Origin of the sequence: Chryseobacterium sp. GVT01B, from assembly GCF_019970045.1 — a bacterium.
GTDB lineage: Bacteria > Bacteroidota > Bacteroidia > Flavobacteriales > Weeksellaceae > Chryseobacterium.
Genome location: NZ_JAHXYI010000008.1, coordinates 21416 through 37716, shown reverse-complemented (window position 1 = coordinate 37716; position 16301 = coordinate 21416). Strand labels below are relative to the sequence as shown.

Here is a 16301-nt window from a genome sequence, read left to right as displayed (position 1 = left end):
CATGAATATTAAGTTTCGGGGACTTTTTCTAATAGTAATTATTACGCTAAGTTCCTGTAAAACAAATCATACAGCTGTCATACCCAAAGCTAACATCAAAGAAGTAGTTAACAGCTCTGATGTAACCTTGGTAGATGTCAGAATTCCGGAACAGTATGCTGCAGGAACGGCAAAAAATGCTATCAACATTCCATTAGCAGATATTCAAAACAACATAGAAACCCTGAAGGGCAAAAAAGTTGTTGTGTTCTGCAATAAAGGAGTTCAGGCAGATCAGGCTATGGAAATTCTGAAGAAAAATGGAGTGGAAGCCTATGATGGCACAAGCTGGAAGAATGTAAAAGCGATTCAGGACGAAACAACCAAAAAAACAAACTAATAAAACCAAAACTATGTCACAAAAATTTCAGGAAATCATTGATTCCGAAAGACCAGTACTGATCGATTTTTTCGCAACATGGTGCCAACCCTGTAAAGTACAGTCTTCGGTATTAAATACTGTAAAAGAAAATATCGGCGAAGGAGCTAGAATTATAAAGGTAGATGTAGACCAATATCCTGCACTGGCAGCTCAATATGGAGTTCGTGGAGTTCCTACTCTGGCTATTTTCAAAAAAGGAGAAATGCTATGGAAAGAAAGTGGAGTGCATGATGTGAATACATTAACTCATCTTCTCCAACAATATGTTTAGATAAAGACCAAAATAAAGGCTGAAGTTCAAATGAATTTCAGCCTTTATTTTTTATTTACAATTGAATGGAGAAACTATCCCGGTCATTTAAAAACTGGAAATGTTTTCTAAAATCTTTCAATTCATCCATATTCAATTCTGCAGAGACCAAATTCCCTTGTTTTTCAGAAATTTCTTTTCCGTCACCAAAGAAGCAGTGAGAACTTTCCTGATAAAATAAATCATTTCCATCTGTCCCGATTCTGTTTAAACCAAATACAAAAGATAAGTTTTCAATTGCTCTGGCTTTTAATAAGTGTTCCCATGCTCCTACCCTTTTCTCAGGCCAGTTGGCAACATATAAAATGGCATCATAATCATCATTATTCCTTGCAAAAACAGGAAAACGAAGATCATAACATACCTGAAGCAGGAAACGTATTCCTTTATATTCAACAATTACTCTTTCTTTTCCGGGTGTATAGACTTTATCTTCTCCGGAAAAAGAGAACAAGTGTCTTTTATCATAAAAAGATGTTTCACCATCCGGCTTTATAAAAAACATTCTGTTATAAAAGTTTCCGTTTTGTTCTACCGGAGCACTTCCGCAGAATGCTGCATTTTTCTCCTTCGAGATCTTTTTCAAAAACTCCAGTGACTCATTATTTCTGTCCGAAACTTCAGAAGCATCCATACAGAAGCCTGTTGAAAACATTTCAGGAAGAAGAAACAGATCCGCTTCCACATTTTGAAGTTCTTTTTCTATGAGTTTAAAATTCTCAGCTTTATTTTTCCAGATGATATCTAAATTAAGCCCTACAACTTTCATCTTTTATTCTTTTTAAATTATTACAAATCTGATGTATAAAAATACAGATTTTATGATTACAAAAGGAGAATTAAACCGTTGAAAAAATAGTTTTGTCCACAAAAACTGAGTTATATTTCTTAATAATTTATTAAAGTCTCGTCTTTTTACAATACCGTCATTCTTTCGGTTTCATTTTTGATAGAGATATTTTTTATTACTATCCTTAAAAATTTAAAATTTATGAAGAAATTGTTTTTTATGGTGACGATCTTCTTTTTTGGGGCTATGGCTAATGCTCAGGCCTGGACAGGAAAGGGAGATCAGAAAATACAACTGGGGCTGAGTGCCTGGGGATATGGAACCGGAGTAACGGGAACTTATGACTATGGGCTCAACAAACTTATTTCAGTAGGAGCCGGGATCAATGGCTATTTTGACAATTATAAAAACAACGATAAGGATAATCGTGTTTTTGTTTTCGGAAGACTGAACTTTCATTTACAGGAAGCACTGAACCTGCCTTCAAAATGGGACATCTACCCTGGTGTAGATCTTGGAGTTCTTGGAAGAGACTTCGGAGTTGGCGCTCACATTGGAGCCCGTTATTTCTTCACAGAGAAAATAGGGGTATTTGCAGAAGTAGGTAATAATGGCAGTCTGGGTGTTTCTTTCAATTTATAATCAAATCGTCTTTAAATATGACAAAGCTTCTCGTTTCGGGGAGCTTTTTTATTTGGCATAGTTTTGATAATTGTTACCTTTGCAAATTAAAATCTAAAATTTATTAATGGAAATAGCAATCAAACTTTTTCAGTTCATTCTGAGCATCTCTATACTTGTGCTTCTTCATGAGCTTGGGCATTTTTTACCCGCAATATGGTTTAAGACCAGAGCAGAAAAGTTTTTCCTGTTCTTTGATCCTTACTTCTCCATATTCTCCATGAAGAAAATCAACGGAAAATGGCAGTATAAGTTTTTATCAAAGAACCTGCCGGATTCTGAAGTAATAGAGGTAAACGGAAAGAAGGAAGAAGTTCCTATCGATATATCAAAACTTCCGGATAACGACTGGAGAAAACACCCTGAACAAACCAAATACGGTATCGGATGGCTTCCTTTTGGAGGATATGTAAAAATTGCCGGAATGGTGGATGAAAGTATGGACACTGCCCAGATGAAAAAACCGGCAGAACCATGGGAATTCAGATCTAAACCGGCCTGGCAGAGACTTATTATTATGTTGGGAGGAGTTACGGTTAACTTTTTCCTTGCATGGCTGATCTACAGCTGCCTTTCTTTCTTCAATGGAGAAACCTATACGGATATCACGAAATTCGACAATGGTATTGAAGCTACTTCTGCCGGAAAGAAAATGGGATTCCAGAATGGTGACAAAATCATCAGTGTAGATGGAAAACCTGCAGAAAGACTTGAAAACACTTCAATCAATATTCTTTTAGGAGATCATGTTACTGTAAACAGAAACGGGCAGGAAGTTACTTTCCCGGTAAATGCTGACGGTGTTGCAGATGTTCTTAAACAAAGAGAAGCAAAATTGTATATCACTCCAAGAGTTTCTATGGTGATTGATTCACTGGCAACTCCTTCTTCTCAGGCATCAGGTCTTGCAAAAGGAGATAAAATTGTAGGAATCAACGGTAAAAAAGCAGCATTCTTTGATGAAGTAAGCACTCTTTTAAGCGAAAATAAAGGTAAAACGATTACTGTAGATGTTGAAAGAAACGGAACTCTACAGACTTTACCAGCCGTTTCTGTTGATAAAAACGGAAAACTGGGTGTAGCAATTGATACAAAAAGCATCGCAAAAACGATCGTAACCAATAAAAAATACTCTTTTGGAGAGGCTATTCCAAGAGGATTTACAAGAACTATTGAAGCATTGACAACTCAGGTTAAGCAATTCAAAATCATGTTCAACTCTAAAGTTCAGGGGTATAAAAATGTAGGAGGTCCTATTGCGATTGTAAAAAATATGCCTGTAGATAAAGATGCTGATGGAAGTTTTAAAATCAACTGGGTTGCTTTCTGGAGCTTTACAGCAATGTTCTCCGTATGGTTGGCATTCCTGAACCTTATTCCTATTCCTGGACTTGATGGCGGACACGTTTTATTTACTTTATATGAAATTATTGTAGGAAAACCAGTTCCTCAAAAAGTATTGGAAAACGCACAGATGATCGGGGTTATCTTCCTGTTAGGATTGATGTTACTGATCTTTGGAAGCGACATCTTCAAGGTATTTACAGGGAAATTATAATTTTTTTAAAATTTTTCTTAAAAATATTTGTAGGGTATAAATATTCGTCCTATATTTGCACCACTTAAAACAAAGGACATTCCTCCTTAGCTCAGTTGGTTAGAGCATCTGACTGTTAATCAGAGGGTCGCTGGTTCGAGCCCAGCAGGAGGAGCAAAAAGACTTACAGAAATGTGAGTCTTTTTTTATGCCTTAATCTGAACAATTGTACATATCCAGCCTGGAAAAGACAGATATCGGTAACTTATATTAACTTTTATGAAGTATTGGTCTGCTTCACTGAATATTATCCACCTTTCCAGCTATTTTTCATGTAACGATTTCCATAATCATTCGACTATTCTTTTTTAGAGTTATTCAAAGTGCTAAAATTCTCAGCAAATGGATATTTCTTTACCTAAACAAAGAGTAATAAAATCAACATTATAGTATTGTATCAATACCCATTATACCATGAAGAAAACTATTATTTCGTTATTAACAGCATTTTCTATTATAGGGATTTCGGCACAGGAAAAGTCTTATTTTTTATCAAGTCCCTCATTGAGTCCTGATGGAAGAACAGCGTATTTCGCTTATGACGGCGATATCTGGAAAGCAGACTCCAATGGCGGAAACGCTTCAAGAATTACAGCACTGGACGGAGAAGAAATCAATCCCCGATTGTCACCGGATGGAAAATGGCTTGCATTCAGTTCTAACCAATACGGAAATTATGATGTGTATGTAATGCCTGCGGGAGGAGGAACTATAAAGCAGTTAACCTTCCACACAGGAAGAGACGAAATGGAAAGCTGGGCATGGGACAGCAAAACTATTTATTTTACCTCAAGCAGAAATAATAATTTCGGCAGTTTTAAAACTACAATTGAAGGAAAAACTCCACAAAAACTTTTCAATAATTATTTTAACAATACCAATGGACTTGTAGAAACTCCTGCGGGAGAATATCTTTTCACCAGCTCTTCAGAAAGTGCTCATCAGGTGCAGCGTAAGCGTTACAAAGGAGAAAATAATCCTGACATTTTAGGATATAGCCCAAAAAGCAATTCCTTCAAACAGTATACAAACTATGAAGGGAAAGATTTTAATTCAAGCGTAGATAAAAACGGCATTATTTACTTTATTTCTGATGAAAATAACGGAGAATACAATCTTTACAAACTTGAAAATGGTAAAAAAACAGCTTTAACACAATTTGATACTTCTATAAAAAAGCCTTTTGTTTCCGCAGACGGCTCTAAAGTTATTTTTGAAAAGGATTATCAGCTTTATACTTATGATGTAGCCTCAAAAAATACTACTCCACTTAATATCAGTTTAAACACCAATAAAACATTAGATAAAGAGCAAAACTTCAATGTGGAAAATAACATTTCTTATTATGATGTCTCTCCGGATGGTAAAAAAATGGCATTTATAAGCCGTGGAGTTTTATTTGTATCAGATATTGAAGGAAAATTTGCACAACAGGTCTCTGATGGAAAAGAACGTGCAATGGAAGTAAAATGGCTGAAAGACAACCGCACCCTGCTTTACAGTCAGACCTATAATGGATACCAAAACTGGTTTACGATTCAGGCAGACGGAAAAGGACAGCCAAAGCAATTAACGGAAGATTTACGCAATAATCGTAATATAACGCTCAACGGCGATCTTTCAAAAGCAGTTTATTTAAGCGGAAGAGATGAAGTAAGAGTATTGGATTTAAAAAGCTTCAAATCTACAACGATCGTAAAAGACGAAATCTGGGCTTTCCAAAACTCAAGACCATCTTTTTCGCCAAACAATGAATACGTCCTGTTCTCTGCAAAAAGAAACTTTGAACTGGATATTTTCATTTATAATATTAAAAAAGGACAAACCTTAAACCTGACCAATACTGGCGTGTCGGAGGAAGATCCAGTGTGGTCACCCAATGGTAAGTATATTTATTTTGCCAGCGACAGAACCAACCCATCTTATCCTTTAGGCATGCAGAAGTCTAATATTTACCGCATGGCTTTAGATTGGTTTGACGAACCTTTTAAATCTGAAAAATTCGACAGTCTCTTTACTGAAGAAAAAAAGGAAACAAAATCTTCTGATAAAGCGAAGGATAAAGACAAGAAAGAAAAAAAAGAAGAAGACAAAGAAAAGGAGAAGAAGGAAGAAAAAGAACCGGTAATCAAAGAACTGAAGGTAAACCCTGAAGATACTCTGGACAGAATAGAACTGGTTACCGACCGATATGGATATCAGGACGATCCTGCAGTTTTCGCTGATGATAAAAAAGAAATTCTGTTATTCAACTCTAATCAGGATAATGGAAAAAGACAGCTGTACAAAAAAGTATTCACAGATTTTGAGCCTGCCAAATCTGAAAAAGTTTTTGATAAAGCAGCGTATTATCTTACTAAAAATGAGAAAAACCTGTTTGCTTTGATCGAAGGAAACATTTATAAAACAACTGTAGCGGCTTTAAAACCTGAGAAAATAAACATTCAGTATAGTTTTGACAAAGATCTGGCTTCAGAATTTACACAGATGTATGCCGAAGCATGGACTGGTGTAGAAGAAAATTTTTATGATGAAAAGTTTCATGGTATTGACTGGAAAGCGAAAAAGGAACAATATGCCAAATATCTTCCGTATGTACACAACAGAAATGATCTGCGGATTTTATTAAATGATCTTTTAGGAGAGCTTAACTCTTCTCACACCGGGTTTTCTTCAACCGGAAAAGAAGAAGCAATGTTCCTGAACTATTTCACCAACGAAACAGGAGTTATCTTCAAAAAAGATCAACCTTACACGGTGGAAAGTATTGTAAGAAAATCACCGGCTTTCCGTTCCGGAGTTGATATTAAACCTGGGGACCAATTGATTGCTGTCAACGGAAAAAAAATCAACCCGAATGAAAACCGTGAGGCCTATTTTACGAGTCCCAAAAAACAGGATGAGCTTGTTCTTACTTTCAACCGCGACGGTAAAAATGTAACAACCAAAGTACACCCAATATCAAACGGTGAACTAAAAGGATTGCTTTACGATGACTGGATTTACAACAATCACCAGCGTGTTGATAAGCTCAGCAACAACCGTATTGCTTATTCCTGCATGAAAAATATGTCTACAGATGAGCTGGACCGCTTCCTTCTTGATATGGTGGAACAGGAAAACAGAAAAGACGCTGTAATTCTTGACCTGCGTTACAATACAGGTGGAAATGTTCATGATAAGGTATTAAATTTCCTTTCTCAGAAACCTTATTTACAATGGAAATATCGTGAAGGAAAAATGACGACACAGCCTAACTTTGCTCCTTCCGGTAAACCTATCGTACTGTTGATTAATGAAGCTTCATTAAGTGATGCCGAAATGACCGCAGCAGGATTTAAAGCACTGAAACTGGGTAAAATCATAGGCCAGGATACCTATCGATGGATTATTTTCACTTCGGCTAAAGGTTTGGTAGACGGATCTTCTTACAGACTGCCTTCGTGGGGAACTTATACTTTAGACGGACAAAATCTTGAAAAAACAGGTGTAAAACCAGACATTTATGTTAAAAACACGTTTATGGATCGACTTCAGAATAATGACCCGCAGCTGGAAAGAGCTGTTCAGGAAATATTAAAAGATCTGAAAAAATAATAAAAAGAGACTTACAGAAATGTAGGTCTTTTTTTTACATTTTGTTCATTCAGATATAATCTCCTCATTAAATATTTGTTATATTAGTCCTTAAAAATCAGCATGAAAAGAACATCAACCGGAATACTTATCTTTTGCTGCCTCTTTATTTTTCCGTTGAATCTTCACGCACAGAATCATAAACTTGACATTAAGCGTATACAATACCTTCACACTTTAAAACAGCATCTAAATACATCGTGGCCCACATTTGGTTCCTCCAAATATACCGCAGACATTGCTTACTTCACTCCTACCGAAACTTTTATAACAGGCCGCCCTATTTCAAAAACATTAAAAAGACAACCATTAGCAACTTATAAAAAAGGAAATCTTTCGATAGAAAAAACAGAACGCCTGGATACCACATCATTTCATATGTTGACCGCATATGAAAATGATGACCGCAGCAAATTATGGTACCGCTATCCCGTTATACTCTGCAGTGATTATGATACGACCTCTAAATACATTGATGATATTCCTGATACCCAAACCTGGGCCACCACCATCTTACACGAGTATTTTCATGGGTTTCAGTTTCGTCATCCGGAATTCATCCGGTTTGCAAATGATTCAATAACTGTCAGTATCACGAAATTACAGTCATATTACGATCATTATTCATGGTTCAGCGATAGCATAGAGAGAGAAAATGAAATTTTGTTAGCCTGCATAGACAGCCGGAGTATCAAGAAAACAAAAGCACTCTTTAAAGAATATAAAGCAAAAAGAAGCCAGAGATTATTAAAGTTTTATCAGACTGAAAAATTTGATCTGGCATCTCAGGAAGAATTTATGGAAAAGATGGAAGGCAGTGCAAGGTATATAGAATACCAGTTATACCTAGCATTTAAAAATATTCCAATCAATAAGGAACTCATGAAGATCGACAAATATTATAATCCTTCAGCATTGAAATCTTTTAAACTGGAAGATAAGCCGTGGATGTATAAAAGTAATTCTATTCGCTATTTTTATTCTACAGGCTTCAATATGCTCCGATTACTGGATAAATTAGAGATTGATTATAAAGAACATTTTTTTGATGATAACAATATGACGCCATATCAACTATTAAATCAAAAATTATCTGATTAGTATTTGATAATATCCAATTTTCTTATCTAGTTGGTCGTTTTCATTTTATTTAAAATTGCAAAGCATAGCCATAAAATAAAAATCCAACATTTTTTTGTAAGTGGGGCAGCATTATTCTGGCATTTATTGGGGCTGCTAGGAACTTAATTAAAAAATAATCAAAATATTTCTTATTGAAATTCAATACATTTAGTTAAAAATCACCCTGATCTCAGGATAAAACTTGCTTTGAACAGATATTCCTATTATATTTGCAGCACCTTAAACAAAGGAAATTCCTCCTTAGCTCAGTTGGTTAGAGCATCTGACTGTTAATCAGAGGGTCGCTGGTTCGAGCCCAGCAGGAGGAGCAAAAAGACTTACAGAAATGTAAGTCTTTTTCATTTATAACCCATAAAGAAAGAACGGTGAAATAATGCATCAACGCTTTAACTTTTCATTTGTTATTAATCCTCTGATTCTTATCCTGTAAGCATTAAAATTTCTCATTTAATTTTAATGAACCCATATATAATTTTCGCTACATTTGTCGTTTTATATAGTAGACTAAAAATATTTTATTTTTTTACCTGTTTTTTAAATAAACTGCATACTTTTTGTTTATGCTAATTGCTTGAAGAAACGAATGATGTTAAACAATAACTCCCAAAAACACTATCTTTTATTTTTTTTCCTGATACTCTCCAGTTCCGTATGTGCTCAAAACCGTGTCAGCGGCAGGATTGTTGACGAAAAAAGCAATAAAGAACTCAATAAAGTTGATATTTTTATCAACAACGAGAAAACACCTTCCCTGACGACCACTTCAGGTAACTTCGCTATTCAGTCAGACAGCATCATTCATCAGCTAAAATTTTCCAGAAAAAGTTATACTACAGAAACGCTTGATATTACCCCCGAAAATGCTGAAAATATTTTCGTACAGCTTTCTCAGGCTAAAGTAAGTGACATCCAGGAGATCGTTCTTCAAAGCGGCAAGACTAAATACAAGAATAAAAAAGAAAACCCTGCTTACGCCATTATGCAAAAAGTATGGGCCCAAAAAAGAAATAACGGGTTAGAAAAATTTGATACCTATTCGTATAAAGAATACGAAAAGACCCAATTTGACCTGAACAATCTGGACAGCGCTTTCATGAAGAAAAAGATTTTCAATAAACTGGATTTCATTTTCGATTATGCTGATTCTACAGCCAGCGGAAGATTGGGACTTCCTATCTTTTTAAATGAAGCCGTATATGAGAATTTTGGTAAAAACAGACCGGATAAGGACAGCAAAAGAACATTGGTCGCTCAAAAAACGTCAGGTTTCCAGGACAATCAGGTCATTACTGTTTCAGCTAAAAACTTATATAGGGATATCAACATCTACGACAATACGCTGAACTATTTCGATATTGGATTTCAAAGCCCAGTGGGAACAGATGGATTCAGTACCTATGACTATAGTCTTATGGACACCATCACGATTCGTGGTGAGAAAGCTTTCCAGATCAGATATCAGCCGAAGAGAAAAGATATCCTTGCCTTTCAGGGAAATCTTTATATAGATACGGACACCTATGCAGTTTTAGGAGCAACATTAAAGTCAACCCAGAAAATCAATGTAAATTTCGTCAACAGTGTCTATACACAAGTGGAATATGACAATCCTGATGAAACCACTTTTCTTCCTAAAAAACTGATTACAGAATTTGAAATGAGCCCTTTTTCAAAAAAGAAAGGAGCCAAAAGTATTATAGCCAAAAGATCGGTAGATTATTCTGAATATGAGTTTAATAAGCCTTTGGATCCAAAAGTATTCAAACGCACTGAAGAGGAATACGAGGATAAATTTACCAATAAAGACGACGCATATTGGACCAAAGCCAGACCTGACACTTTATCTAAAGCTGAACAGGGTGTTTATAACATGCTTGACCAGCTTCAGCAGACCCCGAAGTTCAACCGAATGGTAAAACTGTTTGAAACCCTTGGTTCACGATATTACAACGCCTTTAAAGGAATAGATATCGGCCCTATCTTCTCTATTTACGGAAGGAATGAAGTAGAAGGAGACAGAATAAGATTAGGAGCAAGAACCTATTTCGGATTGAATGATACCTGGAGAGCTCAGTTTTATACAGCTTATGGTTTCAAAGATCAGCAGTTTAAATATGGTGTTGAAGCACGGTATATGTTCAATAAGCTTAACCGTTTTATGATTGGAGCAGGAACCAGCAGAGATATTGTTCAGCTTGGAGGGCAGCTTACCTCAGGTGATGGTGTTACCCCGCAATCTTCATCTTCCAGTACCTTTTTTGCAAGAGGAGAAAACATTTCTTTAAGCTCTGTAAACAAAACAAGTGTTTTTGCGGCTATTGAACCCTGGAAAAACTTTCAGATAAGAGTGGATGGAGTAATGCAGAGCATCAAATCCGCTATTCCGGAAAAATTCAACCTGATGTATTACAAAGATGGCCAGCTAAGACAAACAGTGAATGACTCACATGTTACCATCAGCTTAATTGCTAAACCCGGCGCTAAATTTTCTCAAACAGGAATTGACCGCTATCAGGCCCGAAACCTGGCACCAACCATTGTTTTAAGATACACCAGAGGTATTGAAGGTTTATTTAATGCTGACTTCAATTATGACAAGCTTCAGTTCATGCTTTATAAGCCGTTTTTGATTGGCAGCATGGGAAAACTGGTAGTGAATTTTGAGGCAGGAAAAAACTTCAGTACAGTTCCTTTAGCATTACAGAATATTATTCCGGCCAACCTATCCTATGGTTTGGTACCGAATACATTCTCTCAACTTAATTATTATGAATTCGTGACTGATGCTTATACAACTCTTCAGCTTGAGCATCATTTTAACGGTAAAATTCTTTCTTATATTCCTTTGATTAAAAAACTGAAATTCCGGGAGGTTGCGTTTATCAGAGGAGCCTATGGAACATTAAGCGATGCATCAAAGGCAATCAACGTAGAAGGCTTTAGATATTCCGCACCAAGTGAACATATCTATTATGAATACGGATTCGGAATTGAAAATATAGGAATCGGAAACCTTAGAATTTTCAGGGTAGATTTCAACTGGAGAGGAAATTATCTTGACAGGCCGGATATTTCAAAATTCGGTGTTAAAGCAGGATTCCAGGTAGGATTCTAAACAGAAATAATATAAAACAGGTTCGGCGGCTTCAAAGAAGCCGCCGAACTTTTATTTTTCAGCTTTATACAAGGTATTAAAAGCACTCACAACCTTCTACATCAAGCAGACAACGCATTTTCTGCTCCTTTGTCAATCCACAAAATACATTACATGATGTAATAGGTTTTGCCGGACACCATACTTCACCTCCGTTAATACTTCTCAGACTGCTCTTCGTTAATTTTTTCAAATTTTTCATGATTATTTAGTTTTATTTGTCGCCTACTCTCTTTGCTTTTCGGCTTCCGCAATGATTTTTATTTGATAACGGGCAAATATATAATTATTTCACCACCAAAGGATATTATTTAAGTTTTTTTAACTTAATATAAAAGCCGAACCCAATTTAGGGTTCAGCTTTTCAAAATCTTAAAGAAGAATATTTAATATTATTCAAAACATTCTGTACATGCCTGAGAAAGTATACAGTGTGATTTTTGCCATGGTGACCATCTGCACCATTCATCACAGGATTGAAACATAGAAGGACAGACTGCAGCTACTCCTCCGGTCATTTCTTTTAAATTCTTTTTGGTTAGTTTTTTTAGATTTTTCATAGATATTTTGTTTTAATATATGCCTACTCTTCATGCTTTTCGGCTCCCGCAACTAATTCATAACTGGACAGTTAACAAATATAAAAATATTTCACAAACAATTGAATATTCCAAAAACTTATTACAATTGTAATAACAAAAAAGCCTCAGCAAATGCTGAGGCTCTAATTTTTATAAAACGCTTAAAAATTATGCGTTTGGTTCTACAGATACAAAAGATCTGTTGTTTGCTTTCTTTCTGAAAACTACTTTACCATCTACTAATGCAAACAAAGTGTGATCTTTACCGATTCCCACGTTATCACCTGGGTGGTGCTGAGTACCTCTTTGTCTAACAATAATATTTCCGGCAATAGCTGCTTGTCCTCCGAAAATCTTCACACCTAATCTTTTAGAGTGAGACTCTCTACCGTTCTTGGAACTACCGACTCCTTTCTTGTGTGCCATTTTATTACTGGATTATTTATTAAGTGCTTTAAATTGATCGATATTCTTAATGATAGCAGCATCTACTTCTTCATGAGTAAGAATATTCTTTTCTAATTCCACTTTAACTGCTTTACCTAAAGTAATTAAAGTTTCTCTGTTCTCTTTAGACTGAGACAAGTTGTTTTTCTTTAAGTGATAGTTCAACTCGTGATCTTCACCAAAGTTAACAGTTGCGTTGTCAGAAAGAACTTCACCTTTCACAGTTTCTTTTTTAGCAGCAGCTTTTTTAGCTCCACCTTCAAATCCTGTAATACCAGTGATTACGATTTGAGTTAAAGATTGTCTGTGACCGTTTTTCACTTTGTAACCTTTTCTTCTTTTCTTTTTGAAAACGATTACTTTATCAGCTTTAACGTGGTCAAGGATCTCTGCTTCTACAGTGATTCCGTTTACAGCTGGGGCGCCTACAGTGATTGCACCGTTTACAGTAAGAAGAACTTTATCGAAAGAAACTTTTCCTCCTTTATCTCCTTTTAAACGGTTTACAAACAACTTCTGGTCTTGCTCAACTTTGTATTGAAGCCCTGCTATTTCTACAATTGCAAACATTGTTTATAAATTTTTAGTTATTTCGAGGTGCAAATATACACATAAATTTCTAATTAGCTTACAATCAAAGCAATGTTTTTTTAATTAAAATCCTATTCACTATGTTTTGAATAATTTTTTTTAATAATGTACTCACACTTAAGAGATAATTTCATACCTTCGTTTTACCAAATTGAATTTATATATGAAAAGAAACTTTAATCTCTGCTTACTAGCAGGCGCCATTGCTGTCACTTCGTTGACAGCATGTAGTGATGACCAGATGGACAACAGTGTTCAACCTCAGCAAGAAGAACTTAGTGCAAAAATTGATCAGCCTGGAGATCTGGAAAAAATCTGCTCTTATGTAGATAATAACTGGAGCGCTAATTCGGTCTTATTAACCGGACTTCAAAATTCCACAGACACCAATTTTATGAACGGTCAGATGACTAAAATTGCAAGCATGTGGGGAAGAAGCAATCCTACACTGAGATTTGTGAATGATCCATCCAATTACAATTCAACGTACAATGCAATTTCCTACTCTACCGGAAAGATCTATTACGGATACGCCATCTATTATGATGCAAAATCAAAAGGCGGTGATATCGTTAATGCAATGATTCTTGCCCACGAGTATGGACATCAACTGCAGTATATCTTCAATCTTCCGTCTGTGTCAGAATCAACTTACAGACCTAATGAGCTTGAAGCTGATGGTTTTGCAGGATACTATTTGAGAAGACCTAACGGGTACAACAAAACAAGCTTCCCGGAAATTGCAGCAGCTTATGAGTTTGCTCAAAGTATCGGAGATTACCAGACAAATAATGTAAACCATCACGGAACACCTGCGCAGAGAAGATCTGCAGTGCGTTTAGGATTCCTTTTGGGACAGTATGACCTTAACGCGTCCAATTTCGATTATAACTTCTTCTATTATTATCAGGGAGTATTAAACGGAACTTACAAGATGGCTAAGAATACCGTGAATCCTGAAATTGATGCTTACATGAGTCAATATATAGATGAGCTGAAAAAAATTCAGTCTGGAGAAATTTCTGCTGAAGAATTTAAACATCTTCAATAAACGAGAACATTCATTTTTAGCATATTTAAGAAAGGAGGCGGGCAGTATGTTCCGCCCCTTTTTTTGTTTAAAAAAATCTTTTTATGTTCTATAAAATCAATTTGTTTGTATTTTTGAAAAAATAAAAAAACTTCCAAGCAATCTATAATGAACAGAGATCTCTATATTGATTTCGCCAAAGGACTGGCAACACTTTCCATCATATTTATCCATACCGCCTTCTGGTCTGGACAATTTTATATTCCCGCCGAAGTAAGAGTCTTCTCTCTGGTTTTTGACGTAGCTCTTTTCTATGCCTTGAGTGGGATTACTTCCGGAGCCAATATTGAAAAAACACTGTACCGTCTGTTGAAACTGCAGATTACCTATATGATATTTGTAACTTTCCTGTTCTTTTTAGATTATTTCTTTAAAGTTTTTGGACTGAGCTTCTTTTCTATGGAATGGCTCCAAAGCTTTTATTCCACATTCGGATCTAAATATTCTGCTATCAGCATTTCAACAACTCCTCAATGGGAAAATTTGGGCAACTGGTATCTGCATCAATATACCAATGCTGACACTTTTCCTGTGGTGATGGGAAGTTTCTGGTATCTTAAAGTTTATTATGTTCTCACTGTTTTTGGTGTCCTTATCTTAAGGTTCTTCCCGAAACACATCAACTGGTTCATTGGGCTTTGCATTGGTTTAACCTTATTATTCAACATTTTCCCGGAATATTATCCAACTGGACAGGTGGGATATGTAGCATTTTATCTTGCAGTATTTTTAATTGGAAACAAAATGCGTGGAAAAAAAATTCCCGCCAAAGCAATTCCTATGCTATATGCACTTGCTGGAGCCACTCTCGTATGGATGTTCTGGTACTATGGAGGAGAAATCTTCTATAAAATCAATAAAAACAAATTCCCGCCAAAAATCCCTTATATCATCTGGGCATTATTCTCCCTGGTAACCTTATTTGTTCTTTATAACCGATTAAAGATTACAAAAGAAAATTTCATTACCCATATCGGAAAGAATGCTATTTTCTTCTACTTTGCACAGGGAATCAGTTCTTCATTGGTGTATTTTCTGGTGGTTCCATTAAAAGAAAATATGCCGTGGTGGATTTTAATGATCATTATTTATGGCATTAATATCATTTTAGCCTTCATAATTTCTGCCGGGTTAAAAAAAGTGGATAGCCGGGGTTGGAGTATTTTGGAATTCCTAAGAAGAAAGACCGCCTCTTAAGACTTTAACGATCAAATTGAAATAAAGTCACATTTCTTACCTCAATTTGTTTAAATTTACAGAAATTTTACAACATGTTTAAGTTGAAACTCCCTACCGATCCAAGGTGGGCAAATATTGCAGAAGGAAACATCGGAGAAATTTTAACAGATCATGCCTGGTGCGAGCAAAAAGCAGCTACCAATGCCATAGGCCTGATTACAATGCTTCCGGAATATCCTGAAATTGTTACAGAACTTCTTGCCATTGCACAGGAAGAACTGGATCATTTCAATCAGGTTCATGAGATCATTAAGAAAAGAGGACATACCTTCGGAAGAGCAAGAAAAGATGATTATGTGAATGAACTGGCGAAATTTATCGTGCAGGGAACAAGAGAAGACCTCATCGTAGACAAAATGCTTTTCGCTGCTATGATTGAAGCAAGAAGCTGCGAAAGATTCAAGGTTCTTACCGAAAACATCAAAGACGAAGAACTTAAAGTTTTCTATAAAGAACTTATGATTTCCGAAGCCAATCATTATACAACTTTCATTGGATTTGCAAGACAGCTCGGAAATCCTGAGAAAGTAAACAAACGTTGGGAAGAATGGCTGGAATATGAAGCCAGCATCATTAAATCCTACGGAAATAAAGAAACCATTCACGGTTAAAATATAAAAC

The 16301-nt window shown here is 35.8% G+C and carries 15 protein-coding genes and 2 tRNA genes; 12 read left to right on the top strand and 5 right to left on the bottom strand.

Annotation, left to right across the window (positions count from 1 at the left end):
• Position 1: 1 nt before the first annotated feature.
• Positions 2 to 379, top strand: a complete 378-nt coding sequence (locus tag LC457_RS19270) for a rhodanese-like domain-containing protein (RefSeq protein WP_223601304.1) — start codon at positions 2 to 4, stop codon at positions 377 to 379.
• A 13-nt stretch (positions 380 to 392) separates the two neighbouring features.
• The gene (locus LC457_RS19265) at positions 393 to 692 is read left to right on the top strand and encodes a co-chaperone YbbN (protein ID WP_213277426.1); all 300 of its coding nucleotides are present in this window, start codon (positions 393 to 395) and stop codon (positions 690 to 692) included.
• Positions 693 to 747: 55 nt separating this feature from the next.
• On the opposite strand, the gene LC457_RS19260 is transcribed toward LC457_RS19265, so the two are convergent.
• Positions 748 to 1500, bottom strand: coding sequence for a nitrilase family protein (locus LC457_RS19260; RefSeq protein WP_223601303.1), 753 nt, complete (start codon positions 1498 to 1500; stop codon positions 748 to 750).
• A 222-nt stretch (positions 1501 to 1722) separates the two neighbouring features.
• Between LC457_RS19260 and LC457_RS19255 the strand changes: the two genes are divergently transcribed.
• The 7 genes from LC457_RS19255 (at position 1723) to LC457_RS19225 (ending at position 11693) form a co-directional block, all read left to right on the top strand.
• Positions 1723 to 2163, top strand: coding sequence for a DUF6646 family protein (locus LC457_RS19255; RefSeq protein ID WP_047381880.1), 441 nt, complete (start codon positions 1723 to 1725; stop codon positions 2161 to 2163).
• 106 nt (positions 2164 to 2269) lie between these two features.
• Complete coding sequence (gene rseP, locus LC457_RS19250) at positions 2270 to 3760, top strand: RIP metalloprotease RseP (protein WP_223601302.1); 1491 nt, start codon at positions 2270 to 2272, stop codon at positions 3758 to 3760.
• 80 nt (positions 3761 to 3840) lie between these two features.
• Positions 3841 to 3914, top strand: a tRNA-Asn gene (locus LC457_RS19245).
• Between the two features lie 299 nt (positions 3915 to 4213).
• Complete coding sequence (locus tag LC457_RS19240) at positions 4214 to 7396, top strand: S41 family peptidase (RefSeq protein WP_223601301.1); 3183 nt, start codon at positions 4214 to 4216, stop codon at positions 7394 to 7396.
• A gap of 102 nt (positions 7397 to 7498) precedes the next feature.
• Positions 7499 to 8536: a hypothetical protein gene (locus tag LC457_RS19235; RefSeq protein ID WP_223601300.1), complete on the top strand. Its 1038-nt coding sequence runs from the start codon at positions 7499 to 7501 to the stop codon at positions 8534 to 8536.
• Between the two features lie 276 nt (positions 8537 to 8812).
• Positions 8813 to 8886 (top strand) — tRNA-Asn (locus LC457_RS19230).
• Positions 8887 to 9164: 278 nt separating this feature from the next.
• Positions 9165 to 11693: a DUF5686 family protein gene (locus LC457_RS19225; RefSeq protein ID WP_223601299.1), complete on the top strand. Its 2529-nt coding sequence runs from the start codon at positions 9165 to 9167 to the stop codon at positions 11691 to 11693.
• A 76-nt stretch (positions 11694 to 11769) separates the two neighbouring features.
• On the opposite strand, the gene LC457_RS19220 is transcribed toward LC457_RS19225, so the two are convergent.
• From LC457_RS19220 to rplU, 4 genes are all read right to left on the bottom strand, one after another.
• Positions 11770 to 11934, bottom strand: a complete 165-nt coding sequence (locus LC457_RS19220) for a hypothetical protein (protein WP_223601298.1) — start codon at positions 11932 to 11934, stop codon at positions 11770 to 11772.
• Positions 11935 to 12124: 190 nt separating this feature from the next.
• Positions 12125 to 12292 (bottom strand): hypothetical protein, encoded by a 168-nt coding sequence (locus LC457_RS19215; RefSeq protein WP_223601297.1) that lies wholly within the window; start codon positions 12290 to 12292, stop codon positions 12125 to 12127.
• Between the two features lie 189 nt (positions 12293 to 12481).
• Entirely contained in the window at positions 12482 to 12739 is a 258-nt protein-coding gene (gene rpmA, locus LC457_RS19210) for a 50S ribosomal protein L27 (RefSeq protein WP_027372929.1), read from the bottom strand.
• Positions 12740 to 12751: 12 nt separating this feature from the next.
• Positions 12752 to 13330: a 50S ribosomal protein L21 gene (gene rplU / locus LC457_RS19205; protein WP_076597840.1), complete on the bottom strand. Its 579-nt coding sequence runs from the start codon at positions 13328 to 13330 to the stop codon at positions 12752 to 12754.
• Between the two features lie 184 nt (positions 13331 to 13514).
• On the opposite strand from rplU, the gene LC457_RS19200 reads away from it, so the two are divergent.
• The 3 genes from LC457_RS19200 (at position 13515) to LC457_RS19190 (ending at position 16291) form a co-directional block, all read left to right on the top strand.
• Positions 13515 to 14402 (top strand): metalloprotease, encoded by an 888-nt coding sequence (locus LC457_RS19200; RefSeq protein ID WP_223601296.1) that lies wholly within the window; start codon positions 13515 to 13517, stop codon positions 14400 to 14402.
• A 147-nt stretch (positions 14403 to 14549) separates the two neighbouring features.
• Positions 14550 to 15638, top strand: a complete 1089-nt coding sequence (locus LC457_RS19195; RefSeq protein WP_223601295.1) for an acyltransferase family protein — start codon at positions 14550 to 14552, stop codon at positions 15636 to 15638.
• A 74-nt stretch (positions 15639 to 15712) separates the two neighbouring features.
• The gene (locus tag LC457_RS19190; RefSeq protein ID WP_149835378.1) at positions 15713 to 16291 is read left to right on the top strand and encodes a tRNA-(ms[2]io[6]A)-hydroxylase; all 579 of its coding nucleotides are present in this window, start codon (positions 15713 to 15715) and stop codon (positions 16289 to 16291) included.
• Positions 16292 to 16301: the final 10 nt, after the last annotated feature.